The sequence below is a fragment of the Stenotrophomonas sp. STEN029 genome (genome assembly GCF_056760015.1).
This window is the reverse complement of the sequence record NZ_JBRREC010000052.1, coordinates 1-17854: the sequence shown is the minus strand read 5'-3', so window position 1 is coordinate 17854 and position 17854 is coordinate 1. Positions and strand designations below refer to the sequence as shown.

The window sequence follows — 17854 nt, the reverse complement described above, 5'->3', positions numbered from 1 at the left end:
CTGCGCTCAGAGCGTGTGTGTCGTTGTTTCGAACTGCCCGAATGGAACCTCACCGGCATGGGCATAGTCGGCGAAGGCCATGTCCTTGCGCGGGGTGCGCCAATTCCCGTACACGAAGTCGAGATAGCCAAGCGCATCATGCGGCGCTTTCAACGTCTGCCCGAACACTTCGATGCTGTCGTGTTGCTGGAAGTGGTGCAGCGGGCAGTACCATTCAGGCATGGAGCCAATTGCGACAGCGTAGCCATCGCGGGGCTCGCGGCGGATCAGGTCGGTTTCGAACGGGATCAAACGCTCGCTGCCGTCCAGGTTGTTGCAGGTCAGGCGCAGGACCACGCCACGCCCATGCGCGCTGATCAGCTCGATGGACCAGACCACCCGGTCGGCCTGGGGCAAAAGGTGCCGGTTGGCGCTGACCAGGGCGATCGCAGCGTCGAACTGGTGGTCGACGATGGAGAAGTCAATGTCGTCGTCCCACGCAATGAAATCGTGGTCGCGCACCGCGCCGAGCAGGGTGCCGAAGTCAAGGTGCAGGTCGATTCCGTTTGCATCGGTAAGGGCATGCAGGAACAGCACAAGCTCGCGCGCCAGTTGCTTGGTTTCAGGTTGCGAGAACGGATGCACGTCACGCATTCCCTTCATCTCGCGCTTGCCCGGGATGATGGTTGGGATGTGGCCTAACCCAAGCTCGCCCAGCTGCGTCAGGATGCTGCTTGACCAGACGCTCGTGATGACGATGGCATCGCAGTCCAGATCAGCGATCTGGGTGGCCGCGATCAGCGGATGGCCGTGGAAACTGCTGCCGTGCCGGGTAACGTCGTTGTCAGCGACGGCCAGGATCTCCAGTGCCGGGTTCTGCTCAAGGAACAGCCCGCCACTCTTGCCGGCGCCGAACAGCACCAGTTTGCCGGCGAGGCGCGTGTCAGTTGTGGTCTGCATGGCGGTGCTCATAGACGGGTGGCAACGCAGCGGCCAACGCGCGCGTCCTCGTTCTTGTACTTTGCCAGTCCGCGGCCTTCGATCTCGTAGTCGAGACTGAAACCGGCGTGGCGTATAGCCGTAAGCGCATCCAGATGATCCAGATAGCGACGGAAATGACCGGTACCGAACGCTTTTTGCTGGTCCGCGTCGTCGGTTGTGCGGTATTCCAGGAACACCCGGCTCCCCGTGGGCAGCAACTCGCCGAGCAATCCAAGGAATGCACGCTGCTCCGCCTCCTCGATGGTATGCAGGAAGAACCGTGCATAAACTGCGACACGTGGCTTGCCCTGTAGAAACTCGCGAACCTGCTTATGTGCCTCGGAGGCCTTGCAGGTCGCGTAGCGTGCATGGGCATGCGCGTTGCGTTGCTGGCATAGCGAGATGGCTTCGTTTGAGGCATCTAGCGCCAGCAACGGAATACCGTTGCCAGCGAAGAACACGCTATCGCGACCGTTGCCACAGCCAAATTCGATCACGCCATCGACGTTGCCGAACTCATTGATGGCGAAGGCGGCGAACTGCGAGGGATAGACTGGAACGTTGCTGCGTGCATTGGCGTAGAAAGCTGCCCAGTAGTCGGCTTGCCCGGCGGGCGTGGTTGCGTCCTTACTTGCGTGCACAGCGTCAAATGATGGTACGGCGTTCATGCAGGCGAGTTCTCCATCTGGGCAGCCAGTTCTGTGGCGGGCAGGAAGGGATACAGGTCCTGCAGGGTGCCGGTCTCTGGCTTGCCATCGGTGTTGATGCGCGTCATCACCCGTGGCACGCGGGGCTCTTCAGCATGCACCAGGACTTCGCACAGCACCGGACCAGGACTTCCCAGCACTTCGGCAATGTTCCGCTCCAGTTCGGCATGTGAGTCGATTCTTGCGTAGCCGATGCCATATGCACCCGCCAGACGCGACAGGTCAGGCAAACGCATGCCGCTGCTGCCATCGGCGCCGACCAGCAGCTTGAAGTGGGTCTGCTGCGAGGTTCGTATCGAGGCATAGCCCTGATTGTTGATCACGAACAGCTTCACCGGCAGATTGAGCGCCGCCAAGGTGGCGAGCTCCTGCACGTTCATCTGCAGGCCACCATCGCCTTCGACGCAGATGGTGCGGACGCGTCCGCTGGCCAGACAGGCGCCGATGGCGGCAGGGATACCAAAGCCCATCGAGCCCGTGCCGCGGTTGTGGAAACAGCGCTGTGCTTTCTTCAAGCGCAGATTCAGCAGGAACAGTTCGGCGGCAAAGCCCGAACTGCAGGGCGCGATGATGTCGCCCTCGGCAAGCTGCTGCGAGAGCCGATCGGTGAACTGGTACATGCTCACCCCATTGCTGTCGTCCTCATGTTCAGCGGTCAGCAAAGGGTAGCGCGCGCGCCAGTCGGTGATGCGCTGATGCCACTGTGCGTAGGATGGCAGGGCCTGTGCATGGACGGCGGCATCCAATGCGGAGATGAAGGGCTTGGCGTCGCCTACGACTGCGACGTCGATGGGCATCTGCAGTTTCTCGATCTCGGCCGCGTCTATGTCCACTACCACTTTCTTGGCATTCGGGGCGAAATTGGCATGGTTATAGGCAGTCAAGGCCATGTCCAGGCGCGAGCCCAAGACGATCAGGACATCGCAGTTTTGCAGACTGAAGTTGGCCCAGCGTGGCGCAATCGAACCGGGACGGCCTGCATACAGCGGGTGGGCATCTTCGATCAGGTCCATCGCCAGCCATGTCGGCAGCACCGGAATGCCTGCGTGTTCGAAGAAGCTGCGGAACACGTCAACTGCACCGGACATGCGGATTCCGCTGCCGGCAATGATGGCCGGCCGTTGTGCGGCTTGCAGCAGTGCAATCGTGCGCGCAACCGGGTCAGCCAGGTCGGCAGGCGGCAATGACGGGGCAGTCGGAGCACGCCTCAGCAGCGCAGGGTCAACCTGAGCAGCCTGCACGTCCAGCGGTACATCAAGCCACACTGGCCCGCGGCGGCCTTGCAAGGCGGCTTGTTCCAGCTGGTCGAATACCTCGGCCACGGCCTGGGGGTCCGTCAGCGTGACGGCGTGCTTGGTGATCGGGGCGACGATGGAAACGATATCCGCTTCCTGCACGCCAAGCATGCGCAGGTTTGTTCCGGTCTTCAGGTCGGCACTCTTGACCTGGCCAGAGATGAAGAACACCGGCGACGAGTCCAACCAGGCGCCCAGCACGGCGGTGACGGCATTGGTAGCGCCCGGGCCACAGGTCGTCATGCATGCCGACGGGCCGCCGGTCAGTTTGCTGGCGGCTTCTGCGGCAACACCAGCGGCTTGTTCGTGCAGGCAGAGCACCGGCTCAAGCGCTGGGTGCCGGCCAAGTGCGTCGTTCAGGTGCATGGCGCCGCCGCCAGGGAGAAAATAGACCTGCTGGATGCCGAGGTCGGCCAGGCGGCTCATGATGTAATCAGCGACGCGCATTGTGTGTTCCGTTTGCATGGAGGGGCATCCGCTTTGTCGGGATGCCGGATTGCGATTGAAGGGTTGCTTGCACTGTGCTCAAGCGCAGTATTCCAACTGCGGAAGCGCGTGTCGGGAAGCGGGCGATGGCAGGCTGCCGAGGAACTCCAGCGCGGACCAGAAGCCGGCACCATGGTCCTTGTGGCCTTGCCACACTTCCGGGATGAAGCTGACCTTGGGATGGCGCACGATCCGCGACCAGGTGAGCGGCCAATCGATGTCGCCGGTACCCATCAGCACGCCTTCGCCGTTTGCCCCCTTGGCGTCTGCGACATGCAGGTGCGCCGAGTAGGGCAGCAGTTGCTCCAGCGCCTGTTGGAAGTCCAGATTGAAGTGGAAACAGGTCATCTGCAGGTGCGACAGATCCAGGCACAGCCGAATACCGTGGTCGTGTGCTTGTGCTGCCAGTTCGTCCGGCATCATGAAAATGTTCTGGTGACGCTGGCCGCCAAAATGCCAGGGGAACGGCGGCATGTTCTGTGGAATCAGTTCGGTGCCACCGAAGTCGATGCGTGCGCAGGATTCGTGGAAGCGCTCATAGAGGGCTGCGCGCGTGTGCCGCGGGCGAGGTGCATCAGCAGAGAAGCCACCGACGTTGCCAATGATCAGACGGTCCTTGGCATGCGGGAAGAACTCGCCGATCTGCAGGGTGGCATCCACCACTCGTTGCAGGTTGTCGATGGAACGACGACGACAGCCAGCATCATCGGCCACCAGATCCAGTAGTTCGCTGTTCTCGAACAGCTCTGGCGCATGCACCACCAGGCGACTGCAGTTGACTTGATCGAGGAAGCGCTGCGGCTTCAGCCCGAGGTCGCGGTAGGAAAGGTGGAATTCGAAGAGGTCCGGCTCGATGCGTCGGCGGTAGTCCAGGAAATCGTGGTAACGCACCGGAACGCCCCATGGGATGGGAACGGAGAACGCCAGACGTTCCCCGCAGCGCGGCGCATCCAGGTCGCTTTCAAACAGAAAGCCCGCTTCGGCGATGTCGCGCATTGCAGTCTTGCCTAGTAGTTCGTGCAGGCGGTACGGCGCCAGCCCCTGGCCGGGGCTGGCCACACGCAGCATGCTGGGCTCGAACACCGTACCTGCGAGGACCGGCCGGGTGGTAATCACGCTCTTGCCGAGATTCTCGCGGTTGAGCAGTTCGCCCTGGGAAAGACGCCGGCCCGGGCGCTGCCAAGGCAGTGCGGCTTCCAGCTGGCGTATGCCTTCCACCAGTTGCCTGAACTCGGTCGGCTCCAGGCTTGCCAGGTGATCCGGGCCTTCCATCGCCCGATCCAGGGTGATGTGGCGTTCGACCAGCTTTGCGCCGAGCGCGACCGCACCCAGGGTGATCGCGGTACCGCGCTCGTGGCCGGAATAACCGACGAGCCCATGCAGCTGCTTCAGGCGGCCCATGTAGCCGAGCTGGATGTCGCCTTCCGGGGCGGGGTAGGCGCTGTTGCAATGGAGCAGGGCGAACGGCACCTTCAGCTCGCGCAGTTGTGCGATGGTGCGGATGATCTCGTGCTCGTGGGACATGCCGGTGGACAGGATCAACGGCTTGCCCAGGCTCGCGGCTTTGGCGATGAGGTAGGGATTGCAGAGATCGGCCGAGGCGATTTTCACCGCCGCCACATCGAAGCTGGCCAACGCGTCCACGCTGGGCTCGTCCCAGGGTGTGCAGATGTAGGTGATGTTCTTCTGCCGGCAGTACGCACGTAGCTGCCGGTGCTCGTCCAGGCTCAATTCGACCTTGTCGAGCAGATCCTGCAGGTATTCCACCCCCAGGTCTTCCGCACGCGAGCCATCGGCCTGGCAGCGGTACAGGGCCTGGCGATTGCGCAGTTGGAACTTGACGGCGTCAACGCCTGCAGCAATCGATGCATCGACCAGACGCTTGGCCAGTTCCAACGAGCCGTTATGGTTGTTGCCGATCTCGGCGATGACGAATACCCGCTCGCCGCCTAGCGCGAAACCGTTCAGCTCGATGGTGCTTGAGCGCTTGGTGTGGACGCTGACCAATCTGCCAAGCCGATCCAGGGCCGGCAACGCGCCGTAGCCGAGGTTGAAGGCTTTGGCCAGCTCCTCGCGGCTGGCTTCAGCGCTGACCGAATGGAAGGTCTGGTTCATGCAGGCGGTGACGGCCTGGCTGGTCTGTCCGCCATTGAGCAGGTAGCGACGGATATCGCCATCGGTGACGACACCCAGGACACGGTGTTCGGTGTCCAGCACGAACGCGGTCTTCAATGCATCCGCCTCATGCAGCTTGATTGCATCGAGGACGCTGCTGTCCGAGCCAAGGCTCAGCTTCTGCGCAAGCATGTTCATGCATCTACTCCAATCGCAGATCGTGGACGGGTGCGCGCGAGCTGCAGGCTGTCTTCGATGCAGGCCGCAGCGTGTTCCAGATGGTCTTCGCCAAGGCCCGGCCACAGGCCGATCCAGAACGTGTCTTTCATGACCTTGTCGGTTACCGGCAACTCGCCGCTTACGCGGTAGTTCTGGCCCTGCATATAGGGCTGGCGGGTAAGGTTGCCGGCGAACAGCAGGCGGGTGCCGATCTTGTGGCTGTCCAGATGGCGCAGCAGGTCTTCGCGCAGTACGCCGCTGCCGTCGCGCAGGGTGATCGGGAAGCCGAACCAAGACGGATCGCTGTTGGGCGTGGCATGCGGAAGGATCAGTTGCTCGGTGCTGCCGGACAGGCGCTCGTGCAGCCAGGCGAAATTGCGTTTGCGTGCTGCGATGAAGCCGTCCAGCCGGTCCATCTGCGCCAATGCACAGGCGGCCTGCATGTCGGTGATCTTGAGGTTGTAGCCAAGATGCGAGTAGGTGTACTTGTGGTCGTAGCCTTCCGGCAGGCCGCCCAGCTGCCAGTCAAAACGCTGGCCGCAGGTGTTGTCCGTGCCTGGACCGCAATAGCAGTCACGGCCCCAGTCGCGGAACGATTCGATGATGCGCTTCAGCCGGGGCGAGCCGGTGAACACGGCGCCGCCTTCGCCCATGGTGATGTGGTGGGCCGGGTAGAAGCTCAGCGTGCCGATGTCTCCGAAGCTGCCTACGAGCTTGCCGTTATAGGTGGAGCCGAGTGCGTCGCAGCAGTCCTCGATCAGCCACAGGCCATAACGGTCACACAGTTCGCGGACCACGGCCAGGTTGAACGGGTTGCCCAAGGTGTGGGCGAGCATGATGGCGCGGGTGCGCGGCGTGATCGCCGCTTCGATCAGCTCGGCGTTGACGTTGTAGGTACCCAGCTCGACATCGACGAATACCGGTACCGCGCCGCACTGCAGGATCGGATTGACCGTGGTCGGGAAGCCGGCGGCAACGCCAATCACTTCATCGCCCTTGCCGATGGCACGCTCGCCCAGGCGAGGCGATGTCAGCGCCGAGAACGCCAGCAGGTTGGCGGAAGAGCCCGAATTGGTGGTCAATACATTGCGGATGCCGAGGTAGCGCGCCAGCTTCTTCTCGAAGGCATCGTTGAAGCGCCCGGTGGTGAGCCAGCCGTCCAGCACCGCTTCCATCATCGATTTCAGCTCGGTGGCGCCAATCACCTTGCCTGATGGTGCGACCGTGCTGCTGCCCGGGACAAAGGCAGACGGCGCCAGATGGCGGTCGGCGTACTGACCGACAAGTTCGGCGATCTGTTGGCGCAGCTGGAGTTCGTCGTGATTCATCGGGTGCTGTTCTGGAAATCTTCAATCTGGGAGAGGGTGTACTGCTGCATGTCGGTGCCTGCCTGCCATGCCTGGTGCCAGCGCACGGTCTGGGCCAGCGCCTGTGGCAGCGACCAGCATGGTTTCCATGCAAGCAAGTGCCGTGCCTTGGCCGAATCCAGCGCCAGCAGCCCGGCTTCGTGCGGCTGTGCCGCCGTATCAATCTGCCAGCGGGCCTCACCGGGCCAGAGCTCGGCCAGTTGCTCGACGACGGTGCCGACGCTGGCGACACCGGCCGCATCGGGGCCGAAGTTCCAGGCCGAATCCGCACCTTCCTGACGCTGCAGCAAGGCCTGGGCCAGCAACAGATAGCCGTGCAGGGGTTCGAGCACGTGCTGCCACGGACGGGTGGCGCCGGGATAGCGCAGGGTTACCGGCTGTTGCTGCTGCCATTGGCGCATGATGTCGGGCAGCAGGCGCTCGGGCGACCAGTCACCGCCGCCGATGACGTTGCCGGCGCGGGCGGTGGCAACCGCCACGCCGCGTTCCTGCAGGTAGGACGCACGCCAGGATGCGCACAGGAGCTCTACCGCCGCCTTGCTGCTGCTGTAGGGGTCGTGGCCGCCCAGTGCGTCCTGCTCACGGTAGGGCCACACCCATTCGCGGTTGTCATAGCACTTGTCGGAGGTGACCACCAGCACGGCACGGACGCTGTCGCATTGGCGCACGGCTTCCAGCAGGTTGAGCGTGCCGGTGACATTGGTCGACCAGGTATCGGCCGGGCTGCGGTATGACTCGCGTACCAGTGGCTGCGCGGCAAGGTGCAGCACCAGTTCCGGTTGCTGCCGGGCCAGCGCGGCACCCAGACGTTCGGCATCACGGATGTCGGCCAGGTCGCTGTCGACCAGATCAGTGATCTGAGCGGCCTGCCAAAGCGAGCCACCGGAAGGCGCCGGCAAGGCATAGCCCTGCACCTGCGCGCCCATCTGCTGCAGCCACAGCGCGAGCCAGCCACCCTTGAAGCCGGTATGGCCGGTGAGGAATACCCGGCGACCACGCCAGAAGTCAGGATTCACTGCCACAGCTTCCACTCCGCCTTGCCTTGTGACCAGCGCTCCTCAAGCAGGCTCTTGTCGCGCAGGGTATCCATCGGCTGCCAGAAGCCGTGATGCAGGAAGGACATCAGCTGGCCTGCTTCGGCGAGATTGCGCATGGGCTCCTGCTCCCATGTGGTGGCATCGCCTTCGATATAGTCGAACACGCCTGGCTCCAGCACGAAGAAGCCACCGTTGATCCAGGCGCCGTCACCGAGCGGCTTCTCTTTGAAGCCGCTGACCTGTGTACCGTTGATGTCCAGTGCGCCAAACCTGCCAGGTGGCTGCACCGCGGTAACCGTGGAGAGCCGGCCGTGATTGCGATGGAAATCGACCAGCCCGGCAATGTCGATGTCGGCGACGCCGTCGCCGTAGGTCAGGCAGAAGGTGTCGTTGCCCAGGTACTCGCGTGCGCGCTTCAAGCGGCCGCCCGTGGAGGTGCTGTCACCCGTGTCCACCAACGTCACCCGCCAGGGTTCGGCGTTGCGGTTGTGGATCTGCATGCGGTTCTCGGCCATGTCGAATGTGACATCGGACATGTGCAGGAAGTAGTTGGCGAAGTACTCCTTGATCACATAGCCCTTGTAGCCAAGACACACCACGAAATCGGTGATGCCGAAGTGGGTGTAGAGCTTCATGATGTGCCAGATGATCGGCTTGCCGCCGATTTCGATCATGGGCTTGGGCCGCAGGTGGGATTCCTCGCTGATGCGGGTACCCAGGCCTCCGGCAAGGATGACGGCTTTCATTCCAGTATCGGCAGGCTTCATGTGCGGGGCGGGCGGCAAGTGACAGGACGGATGCTGCAAGATTCGTGCCGTGCTGTACGCAGCAGGCATCACCGAGGCACGCGGGCGTGCATCGTGGTGCAGTGAGGTGGGGATAGGGCCGGCGAGTGCTTCGCCGGCCGCAAAGGTTTACTGGCCGGTCGCTTCGACCGAATCGCGCTCGATGCCGTACTTGCGCAGTTTTTCAACCAGCGTGGTGCGGCGCAGGCCGAGCAGCTGCGCAGCGTGGGCGACCACGCCCTGGGTACGCTCCAGTGCTTCGTTGATCAGGGTCAGCTCGATGCCGGCCATATGGTCGCGCAGGTCCATGCCTTCGCGTGGCAACTGGTTGCCATTGTCCGGGGCGCTGATCTTGTTGATCAGGCCAGTGGGCTGGCTGCTGGGTTGTGCCGGTGCTGGGACCTGCTTGCCCAGCAGCATCGGGCGTTCGTCGTTGCTGCCCGCGGCGACAACGCTTGCCTGGTCACCGCGGTAACGGCTGGGCAGGTCCTGCACGCGTACGGTGCCGCCAGGATGCAGCACGGCCAGGCGTTCGACCAGGTTGGTCAGCTCGCGCACATTGCCGGGCCACGCGTAGCTGGCAAGTGCCTGCAGCGCCTCTGGTGCGAAGCGGACTTCACCGCGGCCGGTACGTGCAAGCTGGGTGGCGATGGTTTCGACCAGCACCGGAAGATCGCTGGCGCGCTCACGCAGTGCAGGTACTTCGATCGGGAACACGTTGAGGCGATAGAACAGGTCCTCGCGGAACTTGCCATCGGCGATACGTGATTCCAGGTCACGGTGGGTGGCGGCGATCACCCGCACATTGCAGCGGATGGTCTGGTTGCCGCCGACGCGCTCGAAGCTGCGCTCCTGCAGCACACGCAGCAACTTGACCTGCATCGGCAGGCTCATGTCGCCGATTTCGTCCAGCAGCAGGGTGCCGCCCTCGGCCATTTCAAAGCGGCCCTTGCGTGCACTCAATGCACCGGTAAAGGCGCCTTTCTCGTGGCCAAACAACTCGCTTTCCAGCAGATCCGGCGGAATCGCGCCACAGTTGATGGCGATGAATGGGCCATCGCGGCGTGGCGAGCGCTGATGGATGGCGCGCGAAACCACTTCCTTGCCGGTACCGGACTCGCCCAGCACCAACACGGTGGTATCGAAATTGGAGACCTGCTCGATCAGCTGGCGCAGCTCGGTGACCGCCGGGCTGTGTCCGGTCGGACCGCTGTCACCTGCGCTGTCGGCCTGGTGTTCGGCGTCCAGTCGTTTCAGGCTGGCGCGGCGCAGCAGCGTTTCCATCTGCGCGTGGCGCATCGGCTGCTCCAGCGGCCAGACATTGGCTTCGTGCAGGCCATAGTGGCGCGAGAAGGCCAACGGGTCGCCTTCAGCCAACAGGATCGGCGGCGGCAACGAATTGCCGGCCAGCCAGGTGAAGAAACCGGCGGCACGATCGGCGTCTTCAAGCGCGCCCACCACCACGGCCATCCAGTCGTTGCTGCGGTGACGGCTGACGTCGATATCCTGCGCGTCGCTGACCCAGCGCGGATTGAAATCCATGAACTCGAGCAGGGCCAAAGTGCGCTCGGCACGCATGCCGTCGGCGTCGATCACCAGAATGCGTGACTCACTCATCTTCTTGTACCTTGAGCCCTTCCAGGATCGGCATCACTTCCTGGATATAGGACAGCTTGCTGACGAAATTATCGGCACCGGCGCGCAGTGCGTGTTCGCGGTGTTCGGCGTCATCGAAATGACTGGCGATCACGATGTACGGTGGCTGGTCCTGGGTCTTGATCAGGCGCGTGGCCTGCAACCCGCCCATTTCCGGCATGGCCAGGTCCATCAGCACGACCTGCGGGCGCAGCGCTTCGGAGCGCTCGATCGCCTCGAGTCCGTTGGCGGCGCTGCCGACCACTTCCAGCCAGTCGATCTTGCGGAAATGACGCATGGCGGCGTTGATGAAGCCTTCATGGTCGTCGACCAGCACTACGGTGAGCTTGTTCATGGGAATCCTTGGTCTCAGCCCACACGGGCCAGCTGGGGCTTGCTGCTCTGGCGGCGACGCTCGCGGGCCGGGGCGATATCAAGCTGTTCGCGGTATTTTGCGACGGTCCGGCGTGCAATGTTCACTCCCTGGCGTGCCAGCAGGCCTGCAATGGCCTCGTCGGCCAGCGGACGGGCGGCCGGTTCGGCATCGATCAGGCGCTTGACCATGGCCTTGACGGCCTGCCCGGAGACACTGGCGCCTTCCAGGCGCACGGCGAAGAAGTGCTTCAGTTCAAAGGTGCCACGCGGGGTCTGCAGGTACTTGCCGGAGGTGATCCGCGAGACAGTGGACTCGTGCATGCCGATCAGGTCGGCCACTTCCTTCAGGGTCAGTGGCGCCATCGATTCGTCGCCGTTGACCAGGAAGGCCGCCTGGCGTTCGATGATCACTCGTGCTGTGCGTAGCAGGGTGTCGTAGCGCATCGACAGGCCGCGGGTCAGCCAGCGCGCCTCCTGCAGCATTTCGCGCAGGGGCTGCGCGGATTCACCGCTGCTGTCGGCGACAACCCGCTCGTAACTGCTGTTGATGGCCAGGCGCGGCGTGGTTGCCGGATTCAGCGCAACCCGCCATTGGCCGTCGGCATGCCAGGCCACCACGTCGGGGATCACACTCAGTTCCTGCTGTGGCAGCAGGGTCTCGCCCGGGCGGGGCTGCAGCGACAGGACCAGGCGGAAAGCTTCCTGCACGTCCTCGAGCTCGGCATCCAGGGCGCGCGCCAGGGCCGGATAGTCATGGTTCGCCAGCAGTTGCATGTCGGCGTCCAGCAGGCGCCGTGCGAGGTTGCGCGCCGGCACCAGGCCGGGCAGGGCGGTAAGTTGGGCCAGCAGGCATTCGCGCAGGTCGACGGCGGCCATGCCGGCCGGCTCGCCGTGCAGCAGGCGCTGGCGCAGGGCTTCGACATCGGTGCTGGTACGGTCCAGGCGGGCGCTGGCCAGCTGGGTCAGCTGCGCAAGCGGGGCCTGCAGGTAGCCGGCTTCATCGCAGTGGTCCAGCCAGAAGCTGACCACGGCCAGATCGGCGTCGTCCAGTTCATAGGCAAGTGCGTTGAGGATGCGCAGCTGCGGGTCGGTGGACTCACCGGCCGCTACGCGTGCCATGCGGTCCTCGTCGTCGGCGTTCCAGCTGGCGCCGGGGACGTCCCACAGATTGCTTTCGGGCAACTCATCGAACGCTGCGGTTTCAGTCTGCGCAACCTCGGCATCCGTCGTTGCCGGCGCGTCCTCGGCCTGCTCCTGCAACTCCAGCAGCGGGTTGCTTTCCAGCGCCTGGCGGACTTCCAGCTCCAGCTGCATGCCGTTGAGCTGCAGCAAGCGGATCGACTGCAGCAAGGCAGGCGTGAGGTGAAGTTGCTGGCCCAGCTGGGCGGACAGTGCGGCTTTCATGCGTTTCCCCGTTGCGGCCAGTGGATGGCTGCGTTGTGGAACGCATCTTGCGTGGTTCATGTCAGGGCGGTAATAGGTGTTGACCTGATACCTGTCAAAAGCACCCTTACATCGTGTAGGTGAAACCCCTACATTGCGTCGATTTATTGGCGCAATAAATACGGAAATTCATCGCAAGCTATTGATTTTAATGCGTCGCCCCGTTTGGGTGTCGGATTTCCGATTTCGTGACGCGGAACGTCTTTTACTGAGGGGGCGGTGTCAGACGAGGTCATTTTCATGACGCAAGGCCAGCAGGAGCAGGTCATTGGCGCGCCGGCAACCGAGCGACTCCATCATCCTCGCCCGGTGGGTTTCCACCGTTTTGATGCTGATGCCCAGATCGGCGGCGATCTCCTTGGTGGTCTGGCCGCTGCCCAGGCGCCTCAGGATCTGCTTCTGTCTTGGGGACAGGGCTCCAATGCCAGTCGCACGCTCCTTGCCCATCAGTGGCGCAAGCATCTTCGCCGAGATATGCGGGCTGAGGAAAACCTGGCCCGCGTGTGCTGCACGCAGTGCCAGTTCCAGTTCTGCGGGCGCTGCGTCCTTTACCAGGAAGCCCACTGCGCCGCGATCGAGTGCATCGCGGACATGCGCGACGTCATCGTGCATGGACATCATCACCGCACGGGCATGTGGCAGCCGCTGGCGGATATCGCTCAGCGCCTCGAGCCCGGAACGGCCCGGCAGGGAAAGATCCAGCAGGATCAGGTCCGGCACATGGAACAAGGCCATCTCCAAGGCCTGGTCTGCATTGCTGGCTTCGGCCACCACCTGGATGCCGTCGAATGTCTGCAGCAGCCGGGTAAGCCCGGCGCGAACCAGGGTATGGTCGTCGACAATAAGAACGCGCACAGTGGACCGGGTCATATCGGAATGCTGCACCTTAGCGGAGCAGGGGCGCAGGCGCCAGCGTGACTATTGGTAGGGTGCTCACCGGTTGCGGCGACTGTCGGCAATCTGTTTGCGGTGCAGGCGGAACAAATGCCGCTCCAGCGCCGCCATCAGTGCATCATTCTGGGTTTCAAGGTGTACCCAGAGCTGCGGACCTTGTTCGGTATCTGCCTCGGCAAGTACGACCACCGGCAGTTCGATGGCATCCGGTAGCCATTCGGCGGGTTGCAGGCTGACAATGCCGGGTGTTCCCGGGGCAATTCCTTCAAGCTGATCGCGTTGCAGCCGCAGGCCGTGCCGCGACCAGCGCAGGGCGACCGGGCTCGCAGCGGGGGACTCGCGCTGCAGCAGGCGACCCAACAAGACCAGGGTCAGGTCGAGCCGTGCCTCCAGCCGCTGCAACTGCAGGCTGTTGTCGTTGCGATCATCGCTGCCGTCGTCCGCATTTCGGGCATCTTCGACCAGCGCGATGCTGCGCAGGAGCATTTCCGCGCTACCTGGTCGGCGCAGCTTGGTGTTTGCTTCAAATACCGCCGGTAACGACAGCTCGCAACTGAGCGTGTCGTTGAACAGCTCGGTTTCAGCGGGATGGTCGATGCCGGTGCTGTTCATCCCAGCGTTCCGGCTTGCTGGTAGGCGTTGACGGCGCGGCTGGTCTGGCGTTCGGCGCGCAGCTGCATGGCCGCCTCGTCACGTAGTTCGCGCATCCGGGTGGCAAGGGCGTGCTGCTGTTCCAGCAAGGCCTGCAATGCATCTGCACTACCCGTGGCGCCGTTGGCCTCGATGTAGCCCCGCAGGCGCGCGTCGTGAGCGGCGACGATCTGTTCGGCGCCGTCGTGGTCTTCCGCGTCGATGGCGTTCTTCAGGGCGTCCAGGTCTGCATGCAGGGCATCAAGCACCTGGCTGGCGGTATCGGCCATCAGCGCGCCTCACTGGCAACGGGCAGGGTGCGCTGCTCGGAGGGAATGGCATTCCAGGCGGATTCGATTTCGGTCATCAGCGACAAGGACTCCTGCAAGGCGTTGACGTCATTGTTGAGGTTGCCCTCGGTCAGGCGGTGCAATACGTACTCGTACAGCGAGGACAGATTGGCCGCGACGTCGCCGCCAGCCTCATGGTCCAGCGAGCCGTTGAGATGGCCAATGATGGCACAGGCTTCACCGATGGCCTTGCCCTTCAGGGCTTGGTCGCCACTGGCCAGGCAGGCCTCGGCGCGGCGGATGCGCTCGCCCGCACCTTCAAGCAGCAAGGCAACAAGGCGATGAGGGTCCGCATCGACGACACGGCTGGAAACGCCGACCTTGCGGTATTGCTCGGCATAGTGTCGGTTGGCACCGTACATGTGGATGGGACTCCTTGTTATCAGCCGCTTGGCGAGGTGTTCGTCATTGCGGCAGGTGGTGGGTACAGGTCGCTGGTCGCTGCGGTATGGCGTCTATCAGGACTTGGAAGCCAGCTGCTGGCTCAGGTAGTTGCTGGTGCTTTGCATGCCCGCGACCAGCGTGTCCATCGCGGTGAACTGCTTGGTGTAGCGCTCGGACACCTTCTCCATGCGCGCATCCAGTGCGTCCAGGTCCTTTTCCAGCTTCTTGATCTGCTTGTTCAGGGAGTCGGTGCGCTGGGTCAACGTGCCGGTGCTGTCCAGGTTGCTCTTGAGCATGCTGGTCATGCCGGTGGAAAGCGCGCCCTTGCTGCCAAACAGTGCCTCGGCTGCGCCGGGGTTCTCCGCAACGGTCTTGTCGAAGGTGGTAGCGCTGAAGCTGAGGGTGCCGTCCTTGTTGATGGCAACGCCGAGCGCTTTCAGGTCGACCACGTTCGCGCTCAACTGACTGCGCATCTGCTGCTGCAGGCCGCGGATCATCGAGTCGCCGGTCAAGGTGGATGCCTTGTCATTGGTGGCGTCGTAGCTGGTCGAGCTTTTCAGCAGGCTGGTCGTCGCGTTGTAGGCGCTGATGAAGGCCTGCAGGTTGATCTTCAGCGGCGAATTGTCCTGTGCCACCGTCAATGTGCGGGTGGTGCCAACCTCGGCCTTGCTCAGGTTGAGAGTGACGCCGGGAATGATGTCGGTGATCGAGTTGCTGCTGGATTCGCGTTCGAAGCCATCCACGCTCACCTTGGCATTGGCGGCGGCGGTGGTCTGGGCCATGCCGCCGGCGGCTCCGTCCCAGGTCAGCGCCGACAAACCACCATTGCCACCGCTGGCGGTGACCTTCAGCGCTCCCTCGGTGCCGGCGTCGACGGCATTCATCACCAGATGCTGGCCATCGCTGGCGGTGATGATGGTGGCGTTGACGCCCTTGCCGTTGGCGGCCTTGTTGATGGCGGCGGCAATCTCGGTCAGCGTCGACCCTTCGGCGATATCGACGTCAAGCGTCTTGTTGTCGCCCCATGCGAAAGACAGTTTTCCGTCACCCACCTTTGCATCGGCGGCGAAGGCGCCGGAGCTCAGTTTCTGGGTTGTCGCCAGGCTGAGCACTTCAACGTTGTACGTGCCTGCTGTCGCCAGTGTCTTGCCGGTACCGGCATCAGTGATGATGCTGGCGCTGAAGCCGGAGTTTTCCGGAACGGTAGCCTTGTAGGAACGGGTGTCCGCGCTCTTGACCATGGCCTCCAGCGAGGCCTGCAGGCCAGTCAGCGAGCTCTTGATGTTGCCCAGTGCCGACAGCTTGGCGGTGGCCGCCGTTCCCTGCGAATTGATGCGGTTGTCCGCAGGCTTGCGCTCGGCAGCGACCAGTTTGGCAACGATGGTCGGGATGTCGAGGCCGGAGCCGACAGCAGCGAGGGAGGAGGTGGCCATGCTATTTCCTTGGTCTAGGCTGAAGGACGCCCTTGCAGGTATCCCTTGTATCGGCACGCATGCCCGGCAACTTTAGGCAGGTGGCGGCGTTTGCGTGCACTCCATGCAAGCTGCGTGCCGTTACGGCGTTTCGGCGGAACAAAGCCTTCCCACGCACAAAACCCCTGCCGACGGGCAGGGGTTCTGGCTACATCAGGTTCGGTGCCGGTGTAATGGCGCCGCCTTGTGCTTAGCCCAGCAGGCTGAGCACGCTCTGGGTGGAGCTGTTCGCCTGCGAGAGCATGGCGGTACCGGCCTGCTGCAGGATCTGGTTGCGGGTCAGCTCTGCGGTTTCCTTGGCGTAGTCAGCGTCACGAATGCGGCTACGCGAGGCGGACAGGTTTTCCGAGGTGGTCGACAGGTTGGAGATGGTGGAGCTGAAGCGGTTCTGGATCGCACCCATGTCGGCACGCGAGCTGTTGACGGCGGTCAGTGCCTTGTCAACGATTTCCAGTGCCTGCTGCGAACCGGCGACGCTGGAGATGTCCAGGTCCTTCAGGAACTTGGTGCCGGTGGTGGCATTGGCGGCGACGGTGCCGGCGACGATGCCAGCGCCCGAGTAGGCCAGGCCAGCGGCGTCGGTCTTGGTGGCGTCGGTGAAGGTGAAGTCCTTGCCAGCCTTGACCGAAGTCATGGTCAGCTTGCCGTCCTTGTCGACTGCTGCGTAAACACCGGTCTGGTCCATCTTCTCGTTGATGGCTGCTGCCATCTTCTTGCTGACGTCGGTACCGGTGTCGCCGACCGCAACCTTGACGGCTTCGATGTCGATGTTGTTCACCTTCATACCGCCGATGGAGCCAGCCGAGGTGGCTGCACCCGATGCCAGCGCAGCGGTCGAGGTCTGGGTAGCAGCGAAGCCGGCGCGGCCCAGCGCATCGATGTTGGAATCGACGATGCTGTTGATGCCGATGGTCTGGCCAGCGTCAGCACCAACCTGGAACAGGGCGCCGGAGAAGGTGCCGTCCAGCAACTTGGTGCCGTTGAAGTTGGTCTGGTTGGAGACGCGGTCGATTTCCTTCAACAGCTGGTTGACTTCCGAGTTCAGCGCTTCTCGGTCGGTCGAGGAGTTGGTGGCGTTGGACGACTGCACAGCCAGCTCGCGGATACGCTGCAGGTTGTTGCCGATTTCGACCATTGCGCCTTCAGCGGTCTGGGCCAGCGAGATGCCGTCGTTGGCGTTGCGAGTAGCAACGTCCAGGCCGCGGATCTGGGTGGTGAAACGCTCGGAGATGGCCAGGCCGGCGGCGTCGTCCTTGGCGCTGTTGATGCGCAGGCCCGAGGACAGGCGCTGGATCGAGGTGGCCAGGCTGCTGCCGCTCGTGTTCAGGTTGCGCTGAGCGTTGAGCGACATGATGTTGGTGTTGATGACTTGTGCCATGATTTCGGATTCCTTTTTGTCGTTTGATCCGGCAGCTCAACCTGACCGGTACTGGGTGCAGTGGGAGGTGCCGTAGGGGCCGCAGTACCGCTGCTGATATCAATAACGGCAGCACCCTGCCACGCTTTAGGGCTTCCGTAAGATCTGATTGACAAAAAACGCTGTCCAGCGCTGGAAGGCCTCGCGCGCCCTTTGTAGGAGCGGGGGGGGGGGGGGGGCCGGGGGGGGGGGGGGGGCGGCAGCAGACCGGGAGGTGGGTGTGGGGGGGTGGGGGGGGGGGGGGGGGGGCGGGGGGGGGGGGGGGGGGGCGGGGGGGCGCGGG

16 protein-coding genes are annotated in these 17854 nt (G+C 63.4%); all 16 read right to left on the bottom strand.

The annotated features are described in order from the left end of the window. Positions 1–6: 6 nt before the first annotated feature. Entirely contained in the window at positions 7–939 is a 933-nt protein-coding gene (locus tag ACVOLI_RS12390) for a LicD family protein (RefSeq protein WP_481614648.1), read from the bottom strand. 8 nt (positions 940–947) lie between these two features. Next, positions 948–1628 carry a class I SAM-dependent methyltransferase gene (locus ACVOLI_RS12385; protein WP_481614647.1) on the bottom strand — a complete coding sequence of 227 codons (681 nt, stop codon included), beginning with the start codon at positions 1626–1628 and terminating at the stop codon, positions 948–950. After that, positions 1625–3409: a thiamine pyrophosphate-binding protein gene (locus tag ACVOLI_RS12380; RefSeq protein WP_481614646.1), complete on the bottom strand. Its 1785-nt coding sequence runs from the start codon at positions 3407–3409 to the stop codon at positions 1625–1627. Before ACVOLI_RS12380 ends, ACVOLI_RS12385 begins: the two co-directional genes overlap by 4 nt. 78 nt (positions 3410–3487) lie before the next feature. Beyond that, the gene (locus tag ACVOLI_RS12375) at positions 3488–5761 is read right to left on the bottom strand and encodes an N-acetylneuraminate synthase family protein (RefSeq protein WP_481614645.1); all 2274 of its coding nucleotides are present in this window, start codon (positions 5759–5761) and stop codon (positions 3488–3490) included. Then, complete coding sequence (gene rfbH, locus ACVOLI_RS12370; protein WP_481614644.1) at positions 5758–7110, bottom strand: lipopolysaccharide biosynthesis protein RfbH; 1353 nt, start codon at positions 7108–7110, stop codon at positions 5758–5760. The genes ACVOLI_RS12375 and rfbH overlap by 4 nt, the downstream gene beginning before the upstream one ends. Beyond that, complete coding sequence (gene rfbG, locus ACVOLI_RS12365; protein ID WP_481614643.1) at positions 7107–8165, bottom strand: CDP-glucose 4,6-dehydratase; 1059 nt, start codon at positions 8163–8165, stop codon at positions 7107–7109. Before rfbG ends, rfbH begins: the two co-directional genes overlap by 4 nt. Next, positions 8162–8932, bottom strand: coding sequence for a glucose-1-phosphate cytidylyltransferase (gene rfbF, locus ACVOLI_RS12360; protein ID WP_481614642.1), 771 nt, complete (start codon positions 8930–8932; stop codon positions 8162–8164). The genes rfbG and rfbF overlap by 4 nt, the downstream gene beginning before the upstream one ends. 168 nt (positions 8933–9100) lie before the next feature. After that, positions 9101–10588 carry a sigma-54 dependent transcriptional regulator gene (locus ACVOLI_RS12355; RefSeq protein WP_481614641.1) on the bottom strand — a complete coding sequence of 496 codons (1488 nt, stop codon included), beginning with the start codon at positions 10586–10588 and terminating at the stop codon, positions 9101–9103. Beyond that, positions 10581–10961, bottom strand: coding sequence for a response regulator (locus tag ACVOLI_RS12350; RefSeq protein WP_282272108.1), 381 nt, complete (start codon positions 10959–10961; stop codon positions 10581–10583). The genes ACVOLI_RS12355 and ACVOLI_RS12350 overlap by 8 nt, the downstream gene beginning before the upstream one ends. 14 nt (positions 10962–10975) lie before the next feature. After that, positions 10976–12385, bottom strand: a complete 1410-nt coding sequence (gene rpoN / locus ACVOLI_RS12345) for an RNA polymerase factor sigma-54 (protein ID WP_481614640.1) — start codon at positions 12383–12385, stop codon at positions 10976–10978. A 261-nt stretch (positions 12386–12646) separates the two neighbouring features. Next, positions 12647–13279 carry a response regulator gene (locus ACVOLI_RS12340; protein WP_481614657.1) on the bottom strand — a complete coding sequence of 211 codons (633 nt, stop codon included), beginning with the start codon at positions 13277–13279 and terminating at the stop codon, positions 12647–12649. Between the two features lie 78 nt (positions 13280–13357). Next, positions 13358–13930 carry a PilZ domain-containing protein gene (locus tag ACVOLI_RS12335; RefSeq protein ID WP_481614639.1) on the bottom strand — a complete coding sequence of 191 codons (573 nt, stop codon included), beginning with the start codon at positions 13928–13930 and terminating at the stop codon, positions 13358–13360. Next, positions 13927–14238: a hypothetical protein gene (locus tag ACVOLI_RS12330; RefSeq protein ID WP_481614638.1), complete on the bottom strand. Its 312-nt coding sequence runs from the start codon at positions 14236–14238 to the stop codon at positions 13927–13929. Before ACVOLI_RS12330 ends, ACVOLI_RS12335 begins: the two co-directional genes overlap by 4 nt. Further along, on the bottom strand, positions 14238–14660 hold the full coding sequence (gene fliS, locus ACVOLI_RS12325; protein ID WP_481614637.1) for a flagellar export chaperone FliS: 423 nt from the start codon (positions 14658–14660) through the stop codon (positions 14238–14240). The genes ACVOLI_RS12330 and fliS overlap by 1 nt, the downstream gene beginning before the upstream one ends. A gap of 96 nt (positions 14661–14756) precedes the next feature. Further along, positions 14757–16115, bottom strand: a complete 1359-nt coding sequence (gene fliD, locus ACVOLI_RS12320; RefSeq protein WP_481614636.1) for a flagellar filament capping protein FliD — start codon at positions 16113–16115, stop codon at positions 14757–14759. 229 nt (positions 16116–16344) lie between these two features. Continuing rightward, positions 16345–17532 carry a flagellin gene (locus ACVOLI_RS12315; protein ID WP_481614635.1) on the bottom strand — a complete coding sequence of 396 codons (1188 nt, stop codon included), beginning with the start codon at positions 17530–17532 and terminating at the stop codon, positions 16345–16347. Between the last annotated feature and the right edge of the window lie 322 nt (positions 17533–17854).